We start from the raw sequence: 15,115 nt of genomic DNA, 5'->3' as shown, positions 1-15,115 counted from the left end.
GCAAACGATCCAAGTTTGATCCTTGAGGAGGCAGAGATGTCGCAGATCGAAAATGCAGTAACTTCCTCATCGAAAGAAAAGCGTTCTTACCGAAAAGGTAAGCCGATGTCGGCGAGTGAAAGACAGCTTGCCGCGATTGCGCGTAAACGTGAAACACATAAAGAAGTGAAGGTTTTTGTTAAAAATCCTCTTAAAGATTGGATGATTACGATCTGTGAAGAGGAAGGGCTCACTCAAGCTCAGTTTATTGAGACCTTACTCGAACGTGAACTTTCTGAACGCGGCGTTCTCGATGTAAAGACTTCACATTCTTGAACGTTTTCTCATTGGATGCTAGATTACTGATCGTTTTAGTGAATTCTTGGTTGGCCACGCCATAAGGTGGCAGGGAACTGGTTCTGATGAGGTGTCTACCCGGGACCAGAAAAGCAAAAACCCCGATAATCTTCACCAGGTTTGGCGACTAAGAGAAGATTAACGGGGCCTACTTAAACTGTATAGAAGCTGTTGCTCTATGCAGGGAGTATAGTTTTATGCTCAGAAAACTGCAATACCCGTTTCTGTGCCATTTACTCCTTCCGTGCAACATAAGTGCGGGAAGGTGTGACTGACGCCCAGACCCTGTTCTCCCATTACCGTCAGGTCAAAAACCCGAACCCGGCATTCACGCCGCGTGAAGGCAAAAAGACACTGCCGTTCTGTCGTAAGCTGATGGCGAAAGCCGAAGGCTTCACGTCCCGTTTTGACTTTTCCATCCATGTGGCGTTCTTACGCTCGCTGGGTAAACGTCACCGGATGCCGCCACTGTTGCGCCGCCGGGCCATCGATGCCCTGCTCCAGGGGCTGTGTTTCCACTATGACCCGCTGGCCAACCGCGTTCAGCGCTCCATCACCAATCTGGCCATCGAGTGCGGTCTCGCCACCGAGTCGAAAAGCGGTAATCTGTCCATCACCCGCGCCACGCGGGCGCTGACGTTTATGGCGGAGCTGGGGCTGATTACCTATCAGACCGAGTATGACCCGCAGATTGGCTGCAATATCCCGACCGATATCACCTTCACGCCGGCACTGTTCTCCGCGCTCGACGTCTCTGACGTGGCCGTTGTGGCCGCGAGGCGCAGCCGTGTGGAATGGGAGAATCAGCAGCGTAAGAAGCAGAACCTGAAGCCGCTGGAGATGGACGAGCTGATAGCGAAGGCCTGGCGGTTTGTGCGCGAACGGTTCCGCAGCTACCAGTCCGAACGTAAACAGCATGGCCTGAAGCGCGCCCGCGCCCGACGTGACGCGGACAGAGCCCGTAAGGACATTGTGACGCTGGTGAAACAGCAGCTGACGCGTGACTACGCCAAAGGGCGTTTCGTCGGCGACAGGGATGCTCTCCAGCGTGAGCTGGAGCGGCGCGTGAAAGAGCGCATGCTGATGTCGCGTGGTAACAACTACACGCGGCTGGCCACCGTCCCCATATAACCCTTCCTGTGTGAAAAATCCGGCTGGCGCCGGAGGGTTTCGCACGTCTGCAGTCCATCGTTGACGGTTTTCTGCACGAAATGACGGCCGTCCTTCCTGACATTCACCCCATTCCGCCATCAGAATGGCCAGAAATTGCATCAGAGTGGCACATCTCGTCGCCAGATTCAGTTACCCACAAATAACTGCAAGGGACCTTTCCATAAGGTTACAACCGTTATGCTTACAGAGCGCCAGCCGACCTGATTTCAAAGTGCGTGGTTTCCTTTAAAAACCTGCTCTATACTTCTTTTAAATATCTTTTATTTCATTCATATAAATATATAACCTGTTCGTCGCCTGACCTGTGGACAGGCTCCTGAAAATGCCCGCCCTTGCAGCGGACTCACGTCCGCGCCGGTTCGGCAACTGCCTAAAGTAGGGGTCAGTTTGGAGATCGGAAATTTTTGTACGTTAAGCACATTATTTAACCAATTCGGATACGTAAGTGATTGATTTATCGTCAGTGGCTATCGCTTTTAGGTTGTCGCTCTTGCTGTATCGCATTTAGGTTATCCGATTAAGACAAAATCCCCTGAAAACGCTGTATAGCGCGGGAGTACACCCTATTGCTACAGGTAAGCCTGTTCAAAAAACAGGCTTACCGTACAATAATTCTCTATATCCAAACTGACCCCAAGTAGCTCCCATCGCTACGCGACGGGCCCCGGCACGGCACATATAGTTACAACATTCAAAATACTCACTCAAAAGCAGGAACAGTGCCTGCCTGAACCCTCACAGCCCCTCCCCACCACTGAAAAGCGAGGCCGCCCCGGGCCGAAGGCCCGGAACAACGTCGCTTTTAATGATGGATGTTGTAACTAGAATTCTGAGTGGCTGTGAGTAGTGTCGCTGTGAGTTTTTAGTACACGCCCGTAAGCGGCCCTGACGGCCCGCTAACGCGGAGATACGCCCCGACTGCGGCTACGCCTTGTCGTGACCACTCCGATGGCGCACAGATGCTTCTGCGTCGCGATTAGCGGGTTATGGCTTTGCAGGGAAGGGGGGGTTGATAGCGATCCTCTATAGATCAACCGGCTGCGCCGGGCTACGGCGCCACTAACCAGAAGAGCCACATTCAGCTCAAGCTGGCGCCTTCATGGGGTCGTCTCAGAATTCGGAAAATAAAGCACGCTAAGGCGTAGTCAGGGGATGTAAGCCGGAACCCCAGAAATTTCCGTCACCCTAGTTGGGTGGGCTCAACACTCGTGTCACCAGCTACCTTCTGGAGAATCGAGCTCGGCCATCCCTCCCTGGACGGGCATCGCTCGACGATGTTCAACGGCTCCCTCACGGGGCCGTCGTTTTGTGGGGGCTATTCCATCCACAAGTCGTCGAGGTTCTTGAAGTTCCAGAGCGTCGGGTCTTCGGGGCCAGTGATACTGTCCTTGCAACTCGTGGCCGCCAGGTCGATGGTCTGCATCGGGATCGGCTCTCTCGAGCGTAGCGAGAAGAACACGCGAACCTTGGGAGTCAGCAGTGATTCCATTCCCGGCTCAACGACAACGGCCAGACGCTGAGAGGACAGGCGAACCAAGGAGCCGACGGGGTAGATGCCCACGGCCTTGACGAAGGCGTGGAAGATGCGTTTGTCGAAATGGCCCTCCCACTTGGCCATCTGCCGCATCGCCGCGGACGGGTCCCACGGCTTTTTGTAGGCTCGCTCCGACGTCACGGCATCATAGACGTCGCAGATTGCGCCCATGCGGGCCAGGAGTGAAATGGCGTCACCGGCCAAGCGATCCGGGTAGCCGGTTCCGTCGATCTTCTCGTGATGGTGCAGGGCAATGTCCACCACCCCGGGCTCGGCCCCGCCTGCGCGCAGCATCTTTGCGCCCTCCACAGGGTGGCGCTTCATGATGGCGAACTCGGCATCGGTGAGCTTGCCTGGTTTGTTAAGCACTTCCAGCGGCATCGCGGCCTTGCCTAGGTCGTGCATCAGTCCGCCGATGCCAGCCAGGCGCGTTTGCTCCTCGTCTAGATCGAGATGCCGGGCCAGCGATAGCATCAGGGCGCAGACGGCAACCGAGTGCAGGTAGGTGTAATCGTCGTGCGTTTTGATGCGTGCGACGCTGATGAGGGCATGAGGTTGGCGCAGCACCGAGGCAGCGATTTCTCCGACCAGCGGCAACGTCGTGCTTGGGTCGACGGCCTTGCCAAGCCGGGCTTCCTGGAACATGTCCATGACTTGGGACTTGGCCGCAAGACAGAGTTTCCGTGCATAACACATTTCGCTCTCCATTGAGGTTGCGCCGTCACTTTTCTTGCTTAGTGGACTAGACGGCAGAGATTGCTCCTCCGACAATTCTCTGGGCTCTGGGCTCTGGGCTCTGGGCTCTGGGCTCTGGGCTCTGGGCTCTGGGCTCTGGGCTCTGGGCTCTGGGCTCTCTGGGCTCTCTGGGCTCTCTGGGTCGACTTGGCTTTTGGCCAAGTCGACCCAGACCTCCCCGACGCCACATTCTCGAATGGCAGAGAGATCCTGAGGCTCGGTCAGCAGGAAGCTGCCGCGCCAGAATGGGTGTCGAAACCAAGAGCCGGCGAGCTTGTGGATGTACATGCCGAGACGAAGCTCGGATACGGGAATGCGTTTTACCAACTTATTTTCCTTTCTGAGTTGGGTGGTTAGGCGTGCGCCGAGGCTGGCACCCAGCGGTAGAGCGGAGGTAAGGTCACGCCAAGATTCTTGGATCAGCCGGAACCGCCGAAATTTCCGTCAGCCGATCAACATGGCTTTGTCTCGCGCTCGGTCGATGCGTTCCTGCATCGCCTGCATGACTTCTTCGTGGGTGTACGACTTGGCGTTGGGGTCGTCGGCCTCTCGGAGAGCTTCCTCGACCTCGCGGGTCATCCGCGCATATTCTTCCGGCCACAGCGCTTGCTCCATGCGCAGCGACGCCTGCCCAAGCAGGTGCAGCAGGCCGAACAGCCGCATGTCATTGGTGGCGACGACGTGCTCTCGAATCCGCTCCTGGATCACCTCGCAGGCCCGATGCGCCTCTGGCGTCGCCGTGCCCTCGTAGCCGGCTGGGAGTTCTGCTTCTTCAGCGATTCGCGCCCAAGCGATAGCCAGCGCCTCGATGGTGGACAGGTTCATTTGCTCATCCACTTGCGCAGCAGACGCTTTTTCAGGGAGGCGCGCTCTTGCGGATTGCGTCCCTTGTGGTTGGCAATGCGATCCGCCGTGGCGGCCTGGCGCTTGATGGGCCAGTAGGAGCGGCCATCCTTACCCATCGACCAGACGTTGCTGACCTGGTTTTCCAGTAGAGGCAGATGGGCGCATAGAGCTTCCGGCGACGCGCTGGCCAGCGCGGTGCGCTCGTGGGTTCGCCAGCGCTGATGCCAGAGTTTCTTGTCCTCGCGCTCGCTACGGCAGGTCGTGTGCCCAACGATGGGCGTTTTGCGGCGGCTGCGGCTCATGATGTGGTTGTCTCCAAGAACATTCAGGACAGGCTTTCTGGGTAGAGCGCCGTCAACCGGGACAGGGTTTCTTGCACTTGTTCCAGCGAGGTCATCAGATGATCAACCTGATCCTGAAGATCCACGGCGAGATCAAATAGCTCAGCCACTCGGCTGCGTGATCCCTCGTTGAACGCGGCCATTGCCAGTTGATGCAGCTTCAACAGGTCGGTGCGCAGTTGCGGAGGTGCGCCGTCTGCGCTGTCATTCAAATCGCCGCGCAGCACGTCCACGGCATCGACTGCACGCAGCAGTGCCGTGGTATCGAAATTCTCGGGAGTCAGTTCGTCCCATTCGTCGTCGGTGATGCGGGCTGCCATCAGGAGAGCTCCGATTAAGCGGTTGCGAGCGTTAGATGCCCGATCGGCTCGGCTGCTGGCCGTACCTTGATTTCGATGTCGTAGCCGAGGCGATTCAGACAATCCATCAGCTTGCGTTCGGATAGATTGGTGAAGTCGCCGCGCATCATGCCCGACACCTTCGGTTGCGGGATGCCCATGCGTTTGGCCGCCGCTTGTTGAGTCAGCCCAAGGGCGCGCATGGCCCTCCTGATCTCGACCACCAGGCCGGTCTTGATCTTGAGCTTTTCAGCGTCAGGCAGTCCAAGGTCGGCAAAGACGTTGCCCGAGCTGCGCTGAACCTCGACGCCTTCAATGATTCGTTTTTGCATTTCATAGCTCCTGTGCCAATACCTCGGCCACCTTCAGCCGAGCGCGGATGATGTCCATGTCGGCCTTTGGCGTGGCGATTCCGCTCTTGCTCTTCTTCTGGAAGCAGTGCAGGACGAACGGCACTGTTGCAAATAGTCGGTGGTGATAAACTTATCATCCCCTTTTGCTGATGGAGCTGCACATGAACCCATTCAAAGGCCGGCATTTTCAGCGTGACATCATTCTGTGGGCCGTACGCTGGTACTGCAAATACGGCATCAGTTACCGTGAGCTGCAGGAGATGCTGGCTGAACGCGGAGTGAATGTCGATCACTCCACGATTTACCGCTGGGTTCAGCGTTATGCGCCTGAAATGGAAAAACGGCTGCGCTGGTACTGGCGTAACCCTTCCGATCTTTGCCCGTGGCACATGGATGAAACCTACGTGAAGGTCAATGGCCGCTGGGCGTATCTGTACCGGGCCGTCGACAGCCGGGGCCGCACTGTCGATTTTTATCTCTCCTCCCGTCGTAACAGCAAAGCTGCATACCGGTTTCTGGGTAAAATCCTCAACAACGTGAAGAAGTGGCAGATCCCGCGATTCATCAACACGGATAAAGCGCCCGCCTATGGTCGCGCGCTTGCTCTGCTCAAACGCGAAGGCCGGTGCCCGTCTGACGTTGAACACCGACAGATTAAGTACCGGAACAACGTGATTGAATGCGATCATGGCAAACTGAAACGGATAATCGGCGCCACGCTGGGATTTAAATCCATGAAGACGGCTTACGCCACCATCAAAGGTATTGAGGTGATGCGTGCACTACGCAAAGGCCAGGCCTCAGCATTTTATTATGGTGATCCCCTGGGCGAAATGCGCCTGGTAAGCAGAGTTTTTGAAATGTAAGGCCTTTGAATAAGACAAAAGGCTGCCTCATCGCTAACTTTGCAACAGTGCCCGAATTTCTGCGTACCCTGAATATCAATCATAGTGCTTTGGCCAGCATACCTGCCCATCGCATTGCCCGGCTGCGTCGGCAGGGTGAACGCTACTTCACCGACGGTTTGCGTGACATCACTTCGGACCGCCGCTGGGCGATCCTTGCCGTCTGTGTTGTGGAGTGGGAAGCGGCGATTGCTGATGCCATAGTCGAAACCCATGACAGGATCGTAGGAAAAACCTGGCGGGAAGCGAAGCGCCAGCATGACGAAACAATTTCCGGCTCTAAAGCCACACTCGCGGATACGATCCGTACCTTCACCGCGCTGGGAGCTTCGTTGCTTGAGGCCCGCAGTGACGGAACCCCGCTGGAGATGGCTGTCGCCAGTTCGGTTGCATGGGACCGGCTCGCTCAACTGGTAGCGACAGGGACTCAACTCAGCAACACGCTAGCCGATGAGCCTCTTGCATATGTCGGGCAGGGATACCATCGCTTTCGTCGTTATGCGCCCCGCATGTTGCGCTGTCTGAAGCTCGAAGCCGCGCCGGTCGCCGGACCATTGGTAGCAGCAGCTTTGTCGATCGGAGAGATGAAAGGTGTTGCATCGCCAGAAAGGCGTTTCCTGCGGCCCAGCTCCAAATGGAACCGTCATTTACGAGCTCAGGAAAAAGGAGATACCCGTCTTTGGGAAGTGGCGGTACTCTTTCACCTCCGGGATGCTTTTCGTTCCGGAGATGTCTGGCTCGCTCATTCGCGCCGCTATGGTGACCTCAAGCAGGTACTGGTGCCGATGATCGCGGCGCAGGAAAATGCAAAACTGGCCGTGCCTTCCAACCCACAGGATTGGCTGGCAGACAGAAAGGCGCGACTCACGATCGCTCTTAAGCGGCTGGCCCGGGCTGCCCGTAACGGCACTATTCCGCACGGTAGCATAGAAGATGGAACGTTGCGGATCGACAGGTTGACAGCAGACGTGCCGGATGGTGCCGAGGCACTCATACTGGATCTGTATCGCCGAATGCCGTCCGTTCGGATTACCGACATGCTGCTTGAAGTTGATGCAGCCCTTGGTTTCACAGATGCGTTTACCCATCTGAGAACCGGGGCTCCATGTCGCGACCGGATCGGTCTGCTCAACGTCCTGCTCGCTGAAGGGCTCAATCTGGGCCTGCGTAAGATGGCGGAAGCTACAAACACGCATGATTACTGGCAGCTCTCACGCCTTGCCCGCTGGCATGTTGAAAGCGAAGCCATGAACCAGGCATTGGCAATTGTGGTGGCCGCGCAGGGTAAACTGCCGATGTCACGCGTCTGGGGGATGGGCACGTCAGCATCGAGCGATGGTCAGTTTTTCCCGACAGCGCGGCATGGCGAAGCCATGAACATGGTCAATGCCAAATATGGTTCTGTTCCCGGCCTCAAAGCGTATACTCACGTAAGCGACCAGTTCGCGCCATTCGCTTGTCAGTCGATCCCGGCGACCGTGAGCGAGGCACCGTATATTCTCGATGGACTACTGATGAACGAGGTCGGTCGCCATGTTCGCGAACAGTATGCCGATACAGCAGGATTCACCGACCATTTGTTCGGAGCCAGTAGCCTGCTCGGCTACAATCTCGTTCTGCGAATCAGGGATCTGCCATCGAAGCGGTTGTACGTATTTAATCCCGATACGACCCCCAGGGAGTTACGCAAGTTGGTAGGTGGAAAAGCCCGGGAGGATCTTATCGTTGCGAACTGGCCTGATATTTTCCGTTGTGCCGCGACGATGACCGCTGGCAAAATCAGGCCCAGCCAACTCCTGCGCAAGCTCGCTTCTTACCCACGACAAAACAACCTTGCAGTTGCGCTTCGTGAAGTTGGTCGTATTGAACGGACCCTTTTCATTATTGAGTGGATCCTGGATACGGACATGCAGCGGCGTGCTCAGATCGGTCTTAACAAGGGAGAGGCCCACCATGCGCTCAAAAATGCGCTCCGTATCGGGAGGCAGGGGGAAATTCGCGATCGCACGACAGAGGGGCAGCACTACCGAATCGCTGGGCTCAATTTATTGACTGCGGTGATCATTTACTGGAATACCGTCCATCTTGGTCATGCCGTCACGGAGCGGCGGAACGAAGGGTTGGATGTTCCCCCTGAATTTCTTCCCCACATATCCCCATTGGGCTGGGCGCACATTCTACTGACTGGCGAATATCTTTGGCCCAAGGAACCGAAAGCTTAGGGTGTCATTTCGCCCTCAGCCGGAACCGACCCCAGGATGCCGTTCGAAGGGTTGTAGCGCGTCCCATGCTCGATATGAGCCGCTACCAGCACACCACCATTAACCCATCCCGTGACCGCACACCGACCCGCGAAATTCTCAACAAGGAGATTCTTGAATTTTGTCTGCGCTGCGCCGCTCCGCTGGGTCACAAAGCGCTCGCAAGGCTCTCCCTGAATGTCCACGTCAGGTTTTCGCTTCCGTTCGCTGGTGGCGTTCTCAGAGCGTTTTAACGGGATTCGTGGATAAGCCAGATTGTAGGCAGCGCCTGTGGTCATTTGTTCGATAACGGCCGGTGCATATCCATCCGCTGGCACTGTTGCAAAGTTAGCGATGAGGCAGCCTTTTGTCTTATTCAAAGGCCTTACATTTCAAAAACTCTGCTTACCAGGCGCATTTCGCCCAGGGGATCACCATAATAAAATGCTGAGGCCTGGCCTTTGCGTAGTGCACGCATCACCTCAATACCTTTGATGGTGGCGTAAGCCGTCTTCATGGATTTAAATCCCAGCGTGGCGCCGATTATCCGTTTCAGTTTGCCATGATCGCATTCAATCACGTTGTTCCGGTACTTAATCTGTCGGTGTTCAACGTCAGACGGGCACCGGCCTTCGCGTTTGAGCAGAGCAAGCGCGCGACCATAGGCGGGCGCTTTATCCGTGTTGATGAATCGCGGGATCTGCCACTTCTTCACGTTGTTGAGGATTTTACCCAGAAACCGGTATGCAGCTTTGCTGTTACGACGGGAGGAGAGATAAAAATCGACAGTGCGGCCCCGGCTGTCGACGGCCCGGTACAGATACGCCCAGCGGCCATTGACCTTCACGTAGGTTTCATCCATGTGCCACGGGCAAAGATCGGAAGGGTTACGCCAGTACCAGCGCAGCCGTTTTTCCATTTCAGGCGCATAACGCTGAACCCAGCGGTAAATCGTGGAGTGATCGACATTCACTCCGCGTTCAGCCAGCATCTCCTGCAGCTCACGGTAACTGATGCCGTATTTGCAGTACCAGCGTACGGCCCACAGAATGATGTCACGCTGAAAATGCCGGCCTTTGAATGGGTTCATGTGCAGCTCCATCAGCAAAAGGGGATGATAAGTTTATCACCACCGACTATTTGCAACAGTGCCGAAATTCGAGCCTGTCGAGCAAACGGTTAGCAGCAGCCGAGTTGTTACCAACCTCGAAGTTGCGAAGCCAGATGAAACGACTGATATTGCCGGCGAGCATTTCACTCAGAAGTTTGTCCAGGTGATCGCGAACATCCGCTGTTAAATTTTCCACAATCCGCGTTTCAATCCGCCGCTCAGCGGCGACCAGAGCATCCGCGCACAAGCGCTCGATTGTCGATACTGCGGGCAGAATGGTGGAAGTTTCCCGACACCGCACAATAAAACGATGAGCAAGATCCTCGTTTGATCTGGCATCTTCGGCCTGGCCGAAAGTCCACTCCCGCAGATCACGGGCACCACGGCCCGTGAAGGTCTTGTAGCCGTAAATTTCGCGCAGCGTGTCCATGTGCTGCTGACGGGTTTGGCGCCGTGTGGCATAAGTGAGAAGCGCATCAGCCGGAACTCCAAGCTGAGCACCGACGAAGGAAAGGATTTCACGCGGGATCATCTCACCAGGAGCCAGTGCACGGCCCGGATATCGTAAGGCACAAAGTTGCAGGGCAAAGCCAATCCTGTTTTCCGGTCTGCGGCGCTGCCTAATGTTTTCCAGGTCATCATCGCCCAGCGTGTAGAACTTCAGTAGCGACAGTTCGTCCGTGGGCAGATCGAACAGCGCTGCTCGCTGCCGTTCGGTGAAAATATGGCGTCGTGACATACAAATTCGTCCCTTTTGAAGTATAGTCTGTTTTGGACAACAGCCAGCCCATATAAATCAGGGCGTTCCGATACAAAAATCCAGGAGGGTTCAATTGGGACATCGTGCCGCCATTTACTGCCGGGTTTCAACAGCGGATCAGTCTTGTGAACGCCAGGAATTTGATCTGCGAGCCTTCGCCGGCCGTGCCGGCTACGACGTGGTGGGAATATTTAAGGAAACAGGTTCAGGAACTAAACTCGACCGGGCCGAGCGAAAGAAAGTCCTGGCGCTTGCCCAGTCCAGACAAATTGATGCAATCCTGGTCACTGAGCTTTCCCGGTGGGGGCGCTCGACGCTCGATCTGCTCAATACGCTACGTGAACTGGAGAACTGGAAGGTTTCCGTGATAGCCATGAATGGAATGGCGTTCGATCTTTCGTCGCCGTATGGACGAATGCTGGCGACGTTTCTTTCCGGCATTGCGGAGTTTGAGCGGGATCTCATCAGCGAGCGGGTCAAGTCAGGCCTTGCTGTTGCGAAGGCACGTGGTAAGAGGCTTGGTCGTCAGGCCGGAGTGCGACCAAAATCAGACCGACTTTTGCCTAAGGTGGTTGCGATGAGGGCCGAGGGACGCAGCTATCGCTGGATCGCACGCGAGCTCGGTATCAGCAAGAATACCGTCGCTGACATCGTGCAACGACACAGAGCTAACGCTTAGGGTGTCATTTCGCCCTCAGCCGGAACCGACCCCAAGGTGGTCTCAGAGAGCGCTCAAGAAGCGGTTTTTCTCGTATGTTTAGCTACGGTGGCCTAGGAGCCTGCGCGGCAGAAGCCAAATCGGCGGAAGATCGAGGACGATACGGGGATGGCTGCCAGTTACCTTCCTTACCGACCCGACCAATCCTATCTGCTGCCCCCTTCTCTGGGAGAGTGGCTACCTGAAGGGCATCTTGCCTACTTCATCAGCGAGACTGTCGATACGCTGGACTTGAGCGCATTCCACGCCCGGTATGCCGGCGGTGGTCCGGGCAATCAGCCGTTTCATCCGGCGATGATGGTCAAAGTGCTGATCTATGGTTACGCGAGCGGCGTCTTCTCTTCGCGCAAACTAGCCAGGAAGCTGTACGAGGATGTCGCGTTGCGTGTGCTGGCCGCTGGAAACTTCCCGGCCCACCGCACGCTGAGTGACTTCCGTGCCCTACACCTGACCGAGCTTGAGAATTTGTTCGTTCAGGTGGTGCAACTGGCGCGCGAATGTGGGCTGGTGAAGCTTGGCACGATCGCGGTCGACGGCACCAAGGTAAAAGCCAACGCCAGCCGCCACAAGGCGATGAGCTATAAGCGCATGAAGCCGGCCGAGGACGAATTGCATTGCGAGATCAAGGCGCTGCTTGATCGCGCCAAGGCTACCGACGACCAGGAGCGTAACGAGCCGGAGCTGGACATTCCTGCCGAGATTTCTCGCCGCGAGAAGCGCCTGGAGGCGATCCAGGCGGCAAAGGCGCGCCTGGAAGCGCGCCAGCGTGAAGCGGACCAGGCCCGGGGGCGCAGCGAAGACGATGGCCGCCGGCCTCGCCATCCGGATGGCTCGGACAAGGGCGGTGGCTCGTACAAACGCGAGTTTGGTGTGCCGGATGACCGTGATCAGGAAAGCTTCACCGATCCGGACAGCCGGATCATGAAACACGCCGGTGGTGGCTCCGAGCAGAGCTACAACGGGTACACAGCGGTCGATGCCGAGCACCAGATCATCGTGGCGGCGGAGTTGACCAACTGCGCCGCGGACAGTCAGGCGCTGCTGGGCATGCTGGCAGCAGTTCAGGCCAACACCGGAGAAATGCCGGCCCAGACGCTGGCGGATGCGGGATTCCGTAGTGAGGCTGTTCTGGCAAAGGTCGCCGATCACCACGGCGATGTCATCGTTGCCCTCGGCCGCGAGGGACGTGAAGATGCCAAGGTCAATGCCAAGACCCATCCGCATACGGCGGCGATTGCGGCGAAATTGAAAACGGAGCAAGGCGATGCAGCTTACCGCCGGCGCAAGTCGATCGTGGAGGCTCCGAATGGTTGGATCAAGGCGGTGATGGGATTGCGTCAGTTCAGCATGAGGGGCCTGGACAAGGTGCAAGCCGAGTGGAAGCTCGTCTGCATGGCGCTAAATCTGAGGCGAATGGCGTATCTGTGAGGGCGAAGGTTAAATGGGGCGGCTCAAATGCACCCCAGTCGTCATAACACGCCGCGCGCCGCAAGATTGGTATCCTTGGCGCCGACGCCTTGCCAATTGCAGAGAGCGCCGCCGCCATCGTCAGTGCTCTACAGAAAACCGGTCACACGGCTCTGCCGCGCAGACTCCTAGCCTAAATGTGACAGTGGTTGGTAATCCATGCCGCCCGCAAGGGCGGCGGTGGTGGGCCAATAGATGATTTTCAGAGCCTTACTGCCCGTTGACGCCCAATCCCTCGAGCGCGAGTCTAGCCGCAGCGGCGATGACGGCCTCGCTGTACTTGTCATCCTTGTTAGGCGCCCGGGTGTAGACGGCCAACACAATAGGTGCGCGCCCAGTGGGCCAGACGACGGCATAGTCATTTGCCGTGCCATACACTCCGCAGGTTCCGGTTTTGTCTCCGACTGCCCAGTCTGCCGGCACCGCCGCGCGGATGCGGTGGTTGCCGGTCGTGTTTCCCTTTAGCCAATCAACAAACTGCTGCCGCTGCGGCGCAGCCAGTGCAGAGCCCAGTGTCAGTTTTTGTAAGCTTTCCGTCACGGCGCGCGGCGATGAGGTATCGCGCGCATCGCCTGGGATGGCGGAGTTCAGCTCCAGCTCCCAGCGGTCCAGACGGAACGTGGTATCGCCGATAGAGCGCATGAAGGCCGTCAGCCCGGCCGGGCCGCCCAACTCCTTCAGCAACAAATTGGCGGCGGCGTTATCACTGTATTGCACGGCGGCCGCGGACAGCTCCGCCACCGTCATGCCTGTTGTCAGATATTTTTCCGAGATGGGTGACCACGGAACCAGCGCATTTTTGCCGTAACGGATGGGTGTGTCCAGCAAGCCGGCCTGCTGCTGGCTGCGAGCCAGCACAGCGGCAGCAAGAAAGCCCTTGAATGAGCTGCACAGTGGGAAGCGCTCCTCAGCGCGGTAACTTACAGTTGCGCCTGAGCCGGTATCCATCGCGTACACACCGATGGAGCCGCCAAAGTCCTGTTCGAGTTTAGCGAATGGTTCCGCGACGAGGTTGGTCAGCGCGGTGGCAGAAAAGCCAGCCAGCGGCCATGAGAGACAAGACAGCAGAACTAGACGGCGATACAGTGACATCAACGATATTCCTTGTTTGAAGGTGGAGCTAGGTGTAGCGGCCGGATGTAATCAGGCCGCTACAGCTGGGATTATCACCGAGCGGCAAGCCGCTCCCTCTCCAGAGGCTGTAACGGCTGTAACTGCCCCGGATGGGCACACATCGGGTTGGTAAGTCCCTGGCACCACAACGTCCAGCGCTATTGAAAAACGAATCAGGTCGGCGTTCATGGGTCGGCCACCTCGCCTGACCTCGGCATCCACGTTACGGACGGCCTCAGGAAGTCCTGGCCAAGCCCCGACTATTGGGGCGCGAAGATAGCACCGAGGGTACGCCGGTGTCAACACCAACTGAAAACTGACCCACTTTACCCCTGAATCACCAAAGTAATACTGACCCACCTGGATCATTCGGGTTTGGAATTTTTCCTGACCACTCCCGCCTTCCTCTTGTCCTTCAAGCGGTAGCTTTCGCCGCTCAGGGTCAGGATATGGGCATGGTGCAGCAGCCGATCCAGCATCGCGGCTGTCAGGGTGGTATCGCCGGCAAACGCGTCGGCCCACTGGCTGAACGGCAGGTTCGAGGTCAGGATCATCGCCCCTTTCTCATAGCGCTTCGCCACCACCTGAAAGAACAGGTTCGCTTCCTCGCGTCCGAAAGGCAGGTAGCCGATCTCATCGATCACCAGCAGCCGTGGACCGAGGATGGCGCGGTTGAAGTATTCCTTCAGCCGCCCTTGTCGCTGCGCCGTGCTCAGTTGCAGCATCAGGTCGGCTGCCGTGATGAAGCGTGTCTTGACCCCGGCTTGCGCGGCCTTGTAACCCAAGGCGATGGCGAGGTGGGTCTTGCCGATGCCAGAGGGTCCGATCAGCACCACGTTCTCGGCCCGTTCGACAAACGCCAGACTGCCCAGCTCCTGCACCAGTGCCTTGGGCACGCCGGGGTTGAAGCTGAAGTCATAGTCCTCCAGGGTCTTGATGCCCGGGAAGCAAGCCATCCGCGTCAGCAGTTCGCGGCTGCGCTGCTGGCGACACCCCGCTTCATGCCGCAACAGGTGTTCCAGGAAGTCGGTGAAGCTGAAGTCCTCGCGCACCGCCTGCTGCGCCAGGACGGGGTAATGCGTTGCCACCCGTTCGAGTTTGAGTTGCTGGCACAGGGCGTCGATCCGCTCATGCTGGAGGTTCAT

15 protein-coding genes and 4 pseudogenes are annotated in these 15,115 nt (G+C 57.2%); 7 read left to right on the top strand and 12 right to left on the bottom strand.

Annotated elements, in window-relative coordinates; all coding sequences use genetic code 11:
* Positions 1 to 36 precede the first annotated feature (36 nt).
* Positions 37 to 315, top strand: coding sequence for a replication regulatory protein RepA (locus tag SK35_RS26110; RefSeq protein ID WP_008324932.1), 279 nt, complete (start codon positions 37 to 39; stop codon positions 313 to 315).
* A gap of 35 nt (positions 316 to 350) precedes the next feature.
* Here the strand turns inward: SK35_RS26110 and SK35_RS27190 are convergent.
* Positions 351 to 454: pseudogene (locus tag SK35_RS27190) on the bottom strand (replication protein RepA).
* A gap of 79 nt (positions 455 to 533) precedes the next feature.
* Here SK35_RS27190 and tap point away from each other — a divergent pair.
* Together tap and repA are read left to right on the top strand one after the other, a co-directional pair.
* Positions 534 to 611: a RepA leader peptide Tap gene (gene tap / locus SK35_RS27185; protein ID WP_011201829.1), complete on the top strand. Its 78-nt coding sequence runs from the start codon at positions 534 to 536 to the stop codon at positions 609 to 611.
* Positions 592 to 1,467: an incFII family plasmid replication initiator RepA gene (gene repA / locus SK35_RS26100; protein ID WP_024191793.1), complete on the top strand. Its 876-nt coding sequence runs from the start codon at positions 592 to 594 to the stop codon at positions 1,465 to 1,467. The genes tap and repA overlap by 20 nt, the downstream gene beginning before the upstream one ends.
* A 1,357-nt stretch (positions 1,468 to 2,824) precedes the next feature.
* On the opposite strand, the gene SK35_RS26095 is transcribed toward repA, so the two are convergent.
* From SK35_RS26095 to SK35_RS27015, 6 genes and pseudogenes are all read right to left on the bottom strand, one after another.
* Positions 2,825 to 4,066 (bottom strand): HD-GYP domain-containing protein, encoded by a 1,242-nt coding sequence (locus SK35_RS26095; RefSeq protein WP_032432579.1) that lies wholly within the window; start codon positions 4,064 to 4,066, stop codon positions 2,825 to 2,827.
* A 156-nt stretch (positions 4,067 to 4,222) separates the two neighbouring features.
* Positions 4,223 to 4,603 (bottom strand): hypothetical protein, encoded by a 381-nt coding sequence (locus tag SK35_RS26090; protein WP_001054412.1) that lies wholly within the window; start codon positions 4,601 to 4,603, stop codon positions 4,223 to 4,225.
* Positions 4,600 to 4,926, bottom strand: a complete 327-nt coding sequence (locus tag SK35_RS26085; RefSeq protein WP_000091614.1) for a hypothetical protein — start codon at positions 4,924 to 4,926, stop codon at positions 4,600 to 4,602. The genes SK35_RS26090 and SK35_RS26085 overlap by 4 nt, the downstream gene beginning before the upstream one ends.
* A 23-nt stretch (positions 4,927 to 4,949) precedes the next feature.
* A complete protein-coding gene (locus SK35_RS26080; RefSeq protein WP_000741275.1) occupies positions 4,950 to 5,285 on the bottom strand; it encodes a hypothetical protein in 336 nt (111 codons plus the stop codon).
* Positions 5,286 to 5,299: 14 nt separating this feature from the next.
* On the bottom strand, positions 5,300 to 5,635 hold the full coding sequence (locus tag SK35_RS26075; protein ID WP_001172026.1) for a helix-turn-helix domain-containing protein: 336 nt from the start codon (positions 5,633 to 5,635) through the stop codon (positions 5,300 to 5,302).
* A gap of 1 nt (position 5,636) precedes the next feature.
* Positions 5,637 to 5,768: pseudogene (locus SK35_RS27015) on the bottom strand (type II toxin-antitoxin system RelE/ParE family toxin); the annotation flags it as partial.
* Between the two features lie 49 nt (positions 5,769 to 5,817).
* Between SK35_RS27015 and SK35_RS26070 the strand changes: the two are divergent.
* Positions 5,818 to 6,522 carry an IS6-like element IS26 family transposase gene (locus tag SK35_RS26070; RefSeq protein ID WP_001067855.1) on the top strand — a complete coding sequence of 235 codons (705 nt, stop codon included), beginning with the start codon at positions 5,818 to 5,820 and terminating at the stop codon, positions 6,520 to 6,522.
* Between the two features lie 53 nt (positions 6,523 to 6,575).
* Positions 6,576 to 8,783, top strand: a pseudogene (locus tag SK35_RS26065) (Tn3-like element Tn5403 family transposase); the annotation flags it as partial.
* On the opposite strand, the gene SK35_RS26060 reads toward SK35_RS26065, so the two are convergent.
* The 3 genes and pseudogenes from SK35_RS26060 to SK35_RS26050 form a co-directional block, all read right to left on the bottom strand.
* Positions 8,780 to 9,181, bottom strand: a complete 402-nt coding sequence (locus SK35_RS26060) for a hypothetical protein (protein ID WP_251365201.1) — start codon at positions 9,179 to 9,181, stop codon at positions 8,780 to 8,782. The pseudogene SK35_RS26065 and the gene SK35_RS26060 overlap by 4 nt on opposite strands.
* 5 nt (positions 9,182 to 9,186) lie before the next feature.
* Positions 9,187 to 9,891: an IS6-like element IS26 family transposase gene (locus tag SK35_RS26055; protein WP_001067855.1), complete on the bottom strand. Its 705-nt coding sequence runs from the start codon at positions 9,889 to 9,891 to the stop codon at positions 9,187 to 9,189.
* 64 nt (positions 9,892 to 9,955) lie between these two features.
* Positions 9,956 to 10,651: pseudogene (locus SK35_RS26050) on the bottom strand (DUF4158 domain-containing protein); the annotation flags it as partial.
* 94 nt (positions 10,652 to 10,745) lie between these two features.
* Between SK35_RS26050 and SK35_RS26045 the strand changes: the two are divergent.
* Both SK35_RS26045 and SK35_RS26040 read left to right on the top strand, forming a co-directional pair.
* Positions 10,746 to 11,351 carry a recombinase family protein gene (locus SK35_RS26045; RefSeq protein ID WP_000509966.1) on the top strand — a complete coding sequence of 202 codons (606 nt, stop codon included), beginning with the start codon at positions 10,746 to 10,748 and terminating at the stop codon, positions 11,349 to 11,351.
* Positions 11,352 to 11,498: 147 nt separating this feature from the next.
* Positions 11,499 to 12,818, top strand: coding sequence for an IS1182-like element ISKpn6 family transposase (locus SK35_RS26040; protein ID WP_004152397.1), 1,320 nt, complete (start codon positions 11,499 to 11,501; stop codon positions 12,816 to 12,818).
* Between the two features lie 249 nt (positions 12,819 to 13,067).
* On the opposite strand, the gene SK35_RS26035 is transcribed toward SK35_RS26040, so the two are convergent.
* Together SK35_RS26035 and istB are read right to left on the bottom strand one after the other, a co-directional pair.
* On the bottom strand, positions 13,068 to 13,949 hold the full coding sequence (locus SK35_RS26035) for a carbapenem-hydrolyzing class A beta-lactamase KPC-3 (RefSeq protein WP_004152396.1): 882 nt from the start codon (positions 13,947 to 13,949) through the stop codon (positions 13,068 to 13,070).
* Between the two features lie 386 nt (positions 13,950 to 14,335).
* A partial coding sequence (gene istB, locus SK35_RS26030) for an IS21-like element ISKpn7 family helper ATPase IstB (protein ID WP_004152394.1) occupies positions 14,336 to 15,115 on the bottom strand: 780 nt, incomplete at its 5' end.

The sequence above is a fragment of the Citrobacter sp. MGH105 genome (assembly GCF_001037485.2).
GTDB classification, from domain to species: domain Bacteria; phylum Pseudomonadota; class Gammaproteobacteria; order Enterobacterales; family Enterobacteriaceae; genus Citrobacter; species Citrobacter portucalensis.
This window is presented reverse-complemented; position numbering and strand designations above follow the sequence as displayed.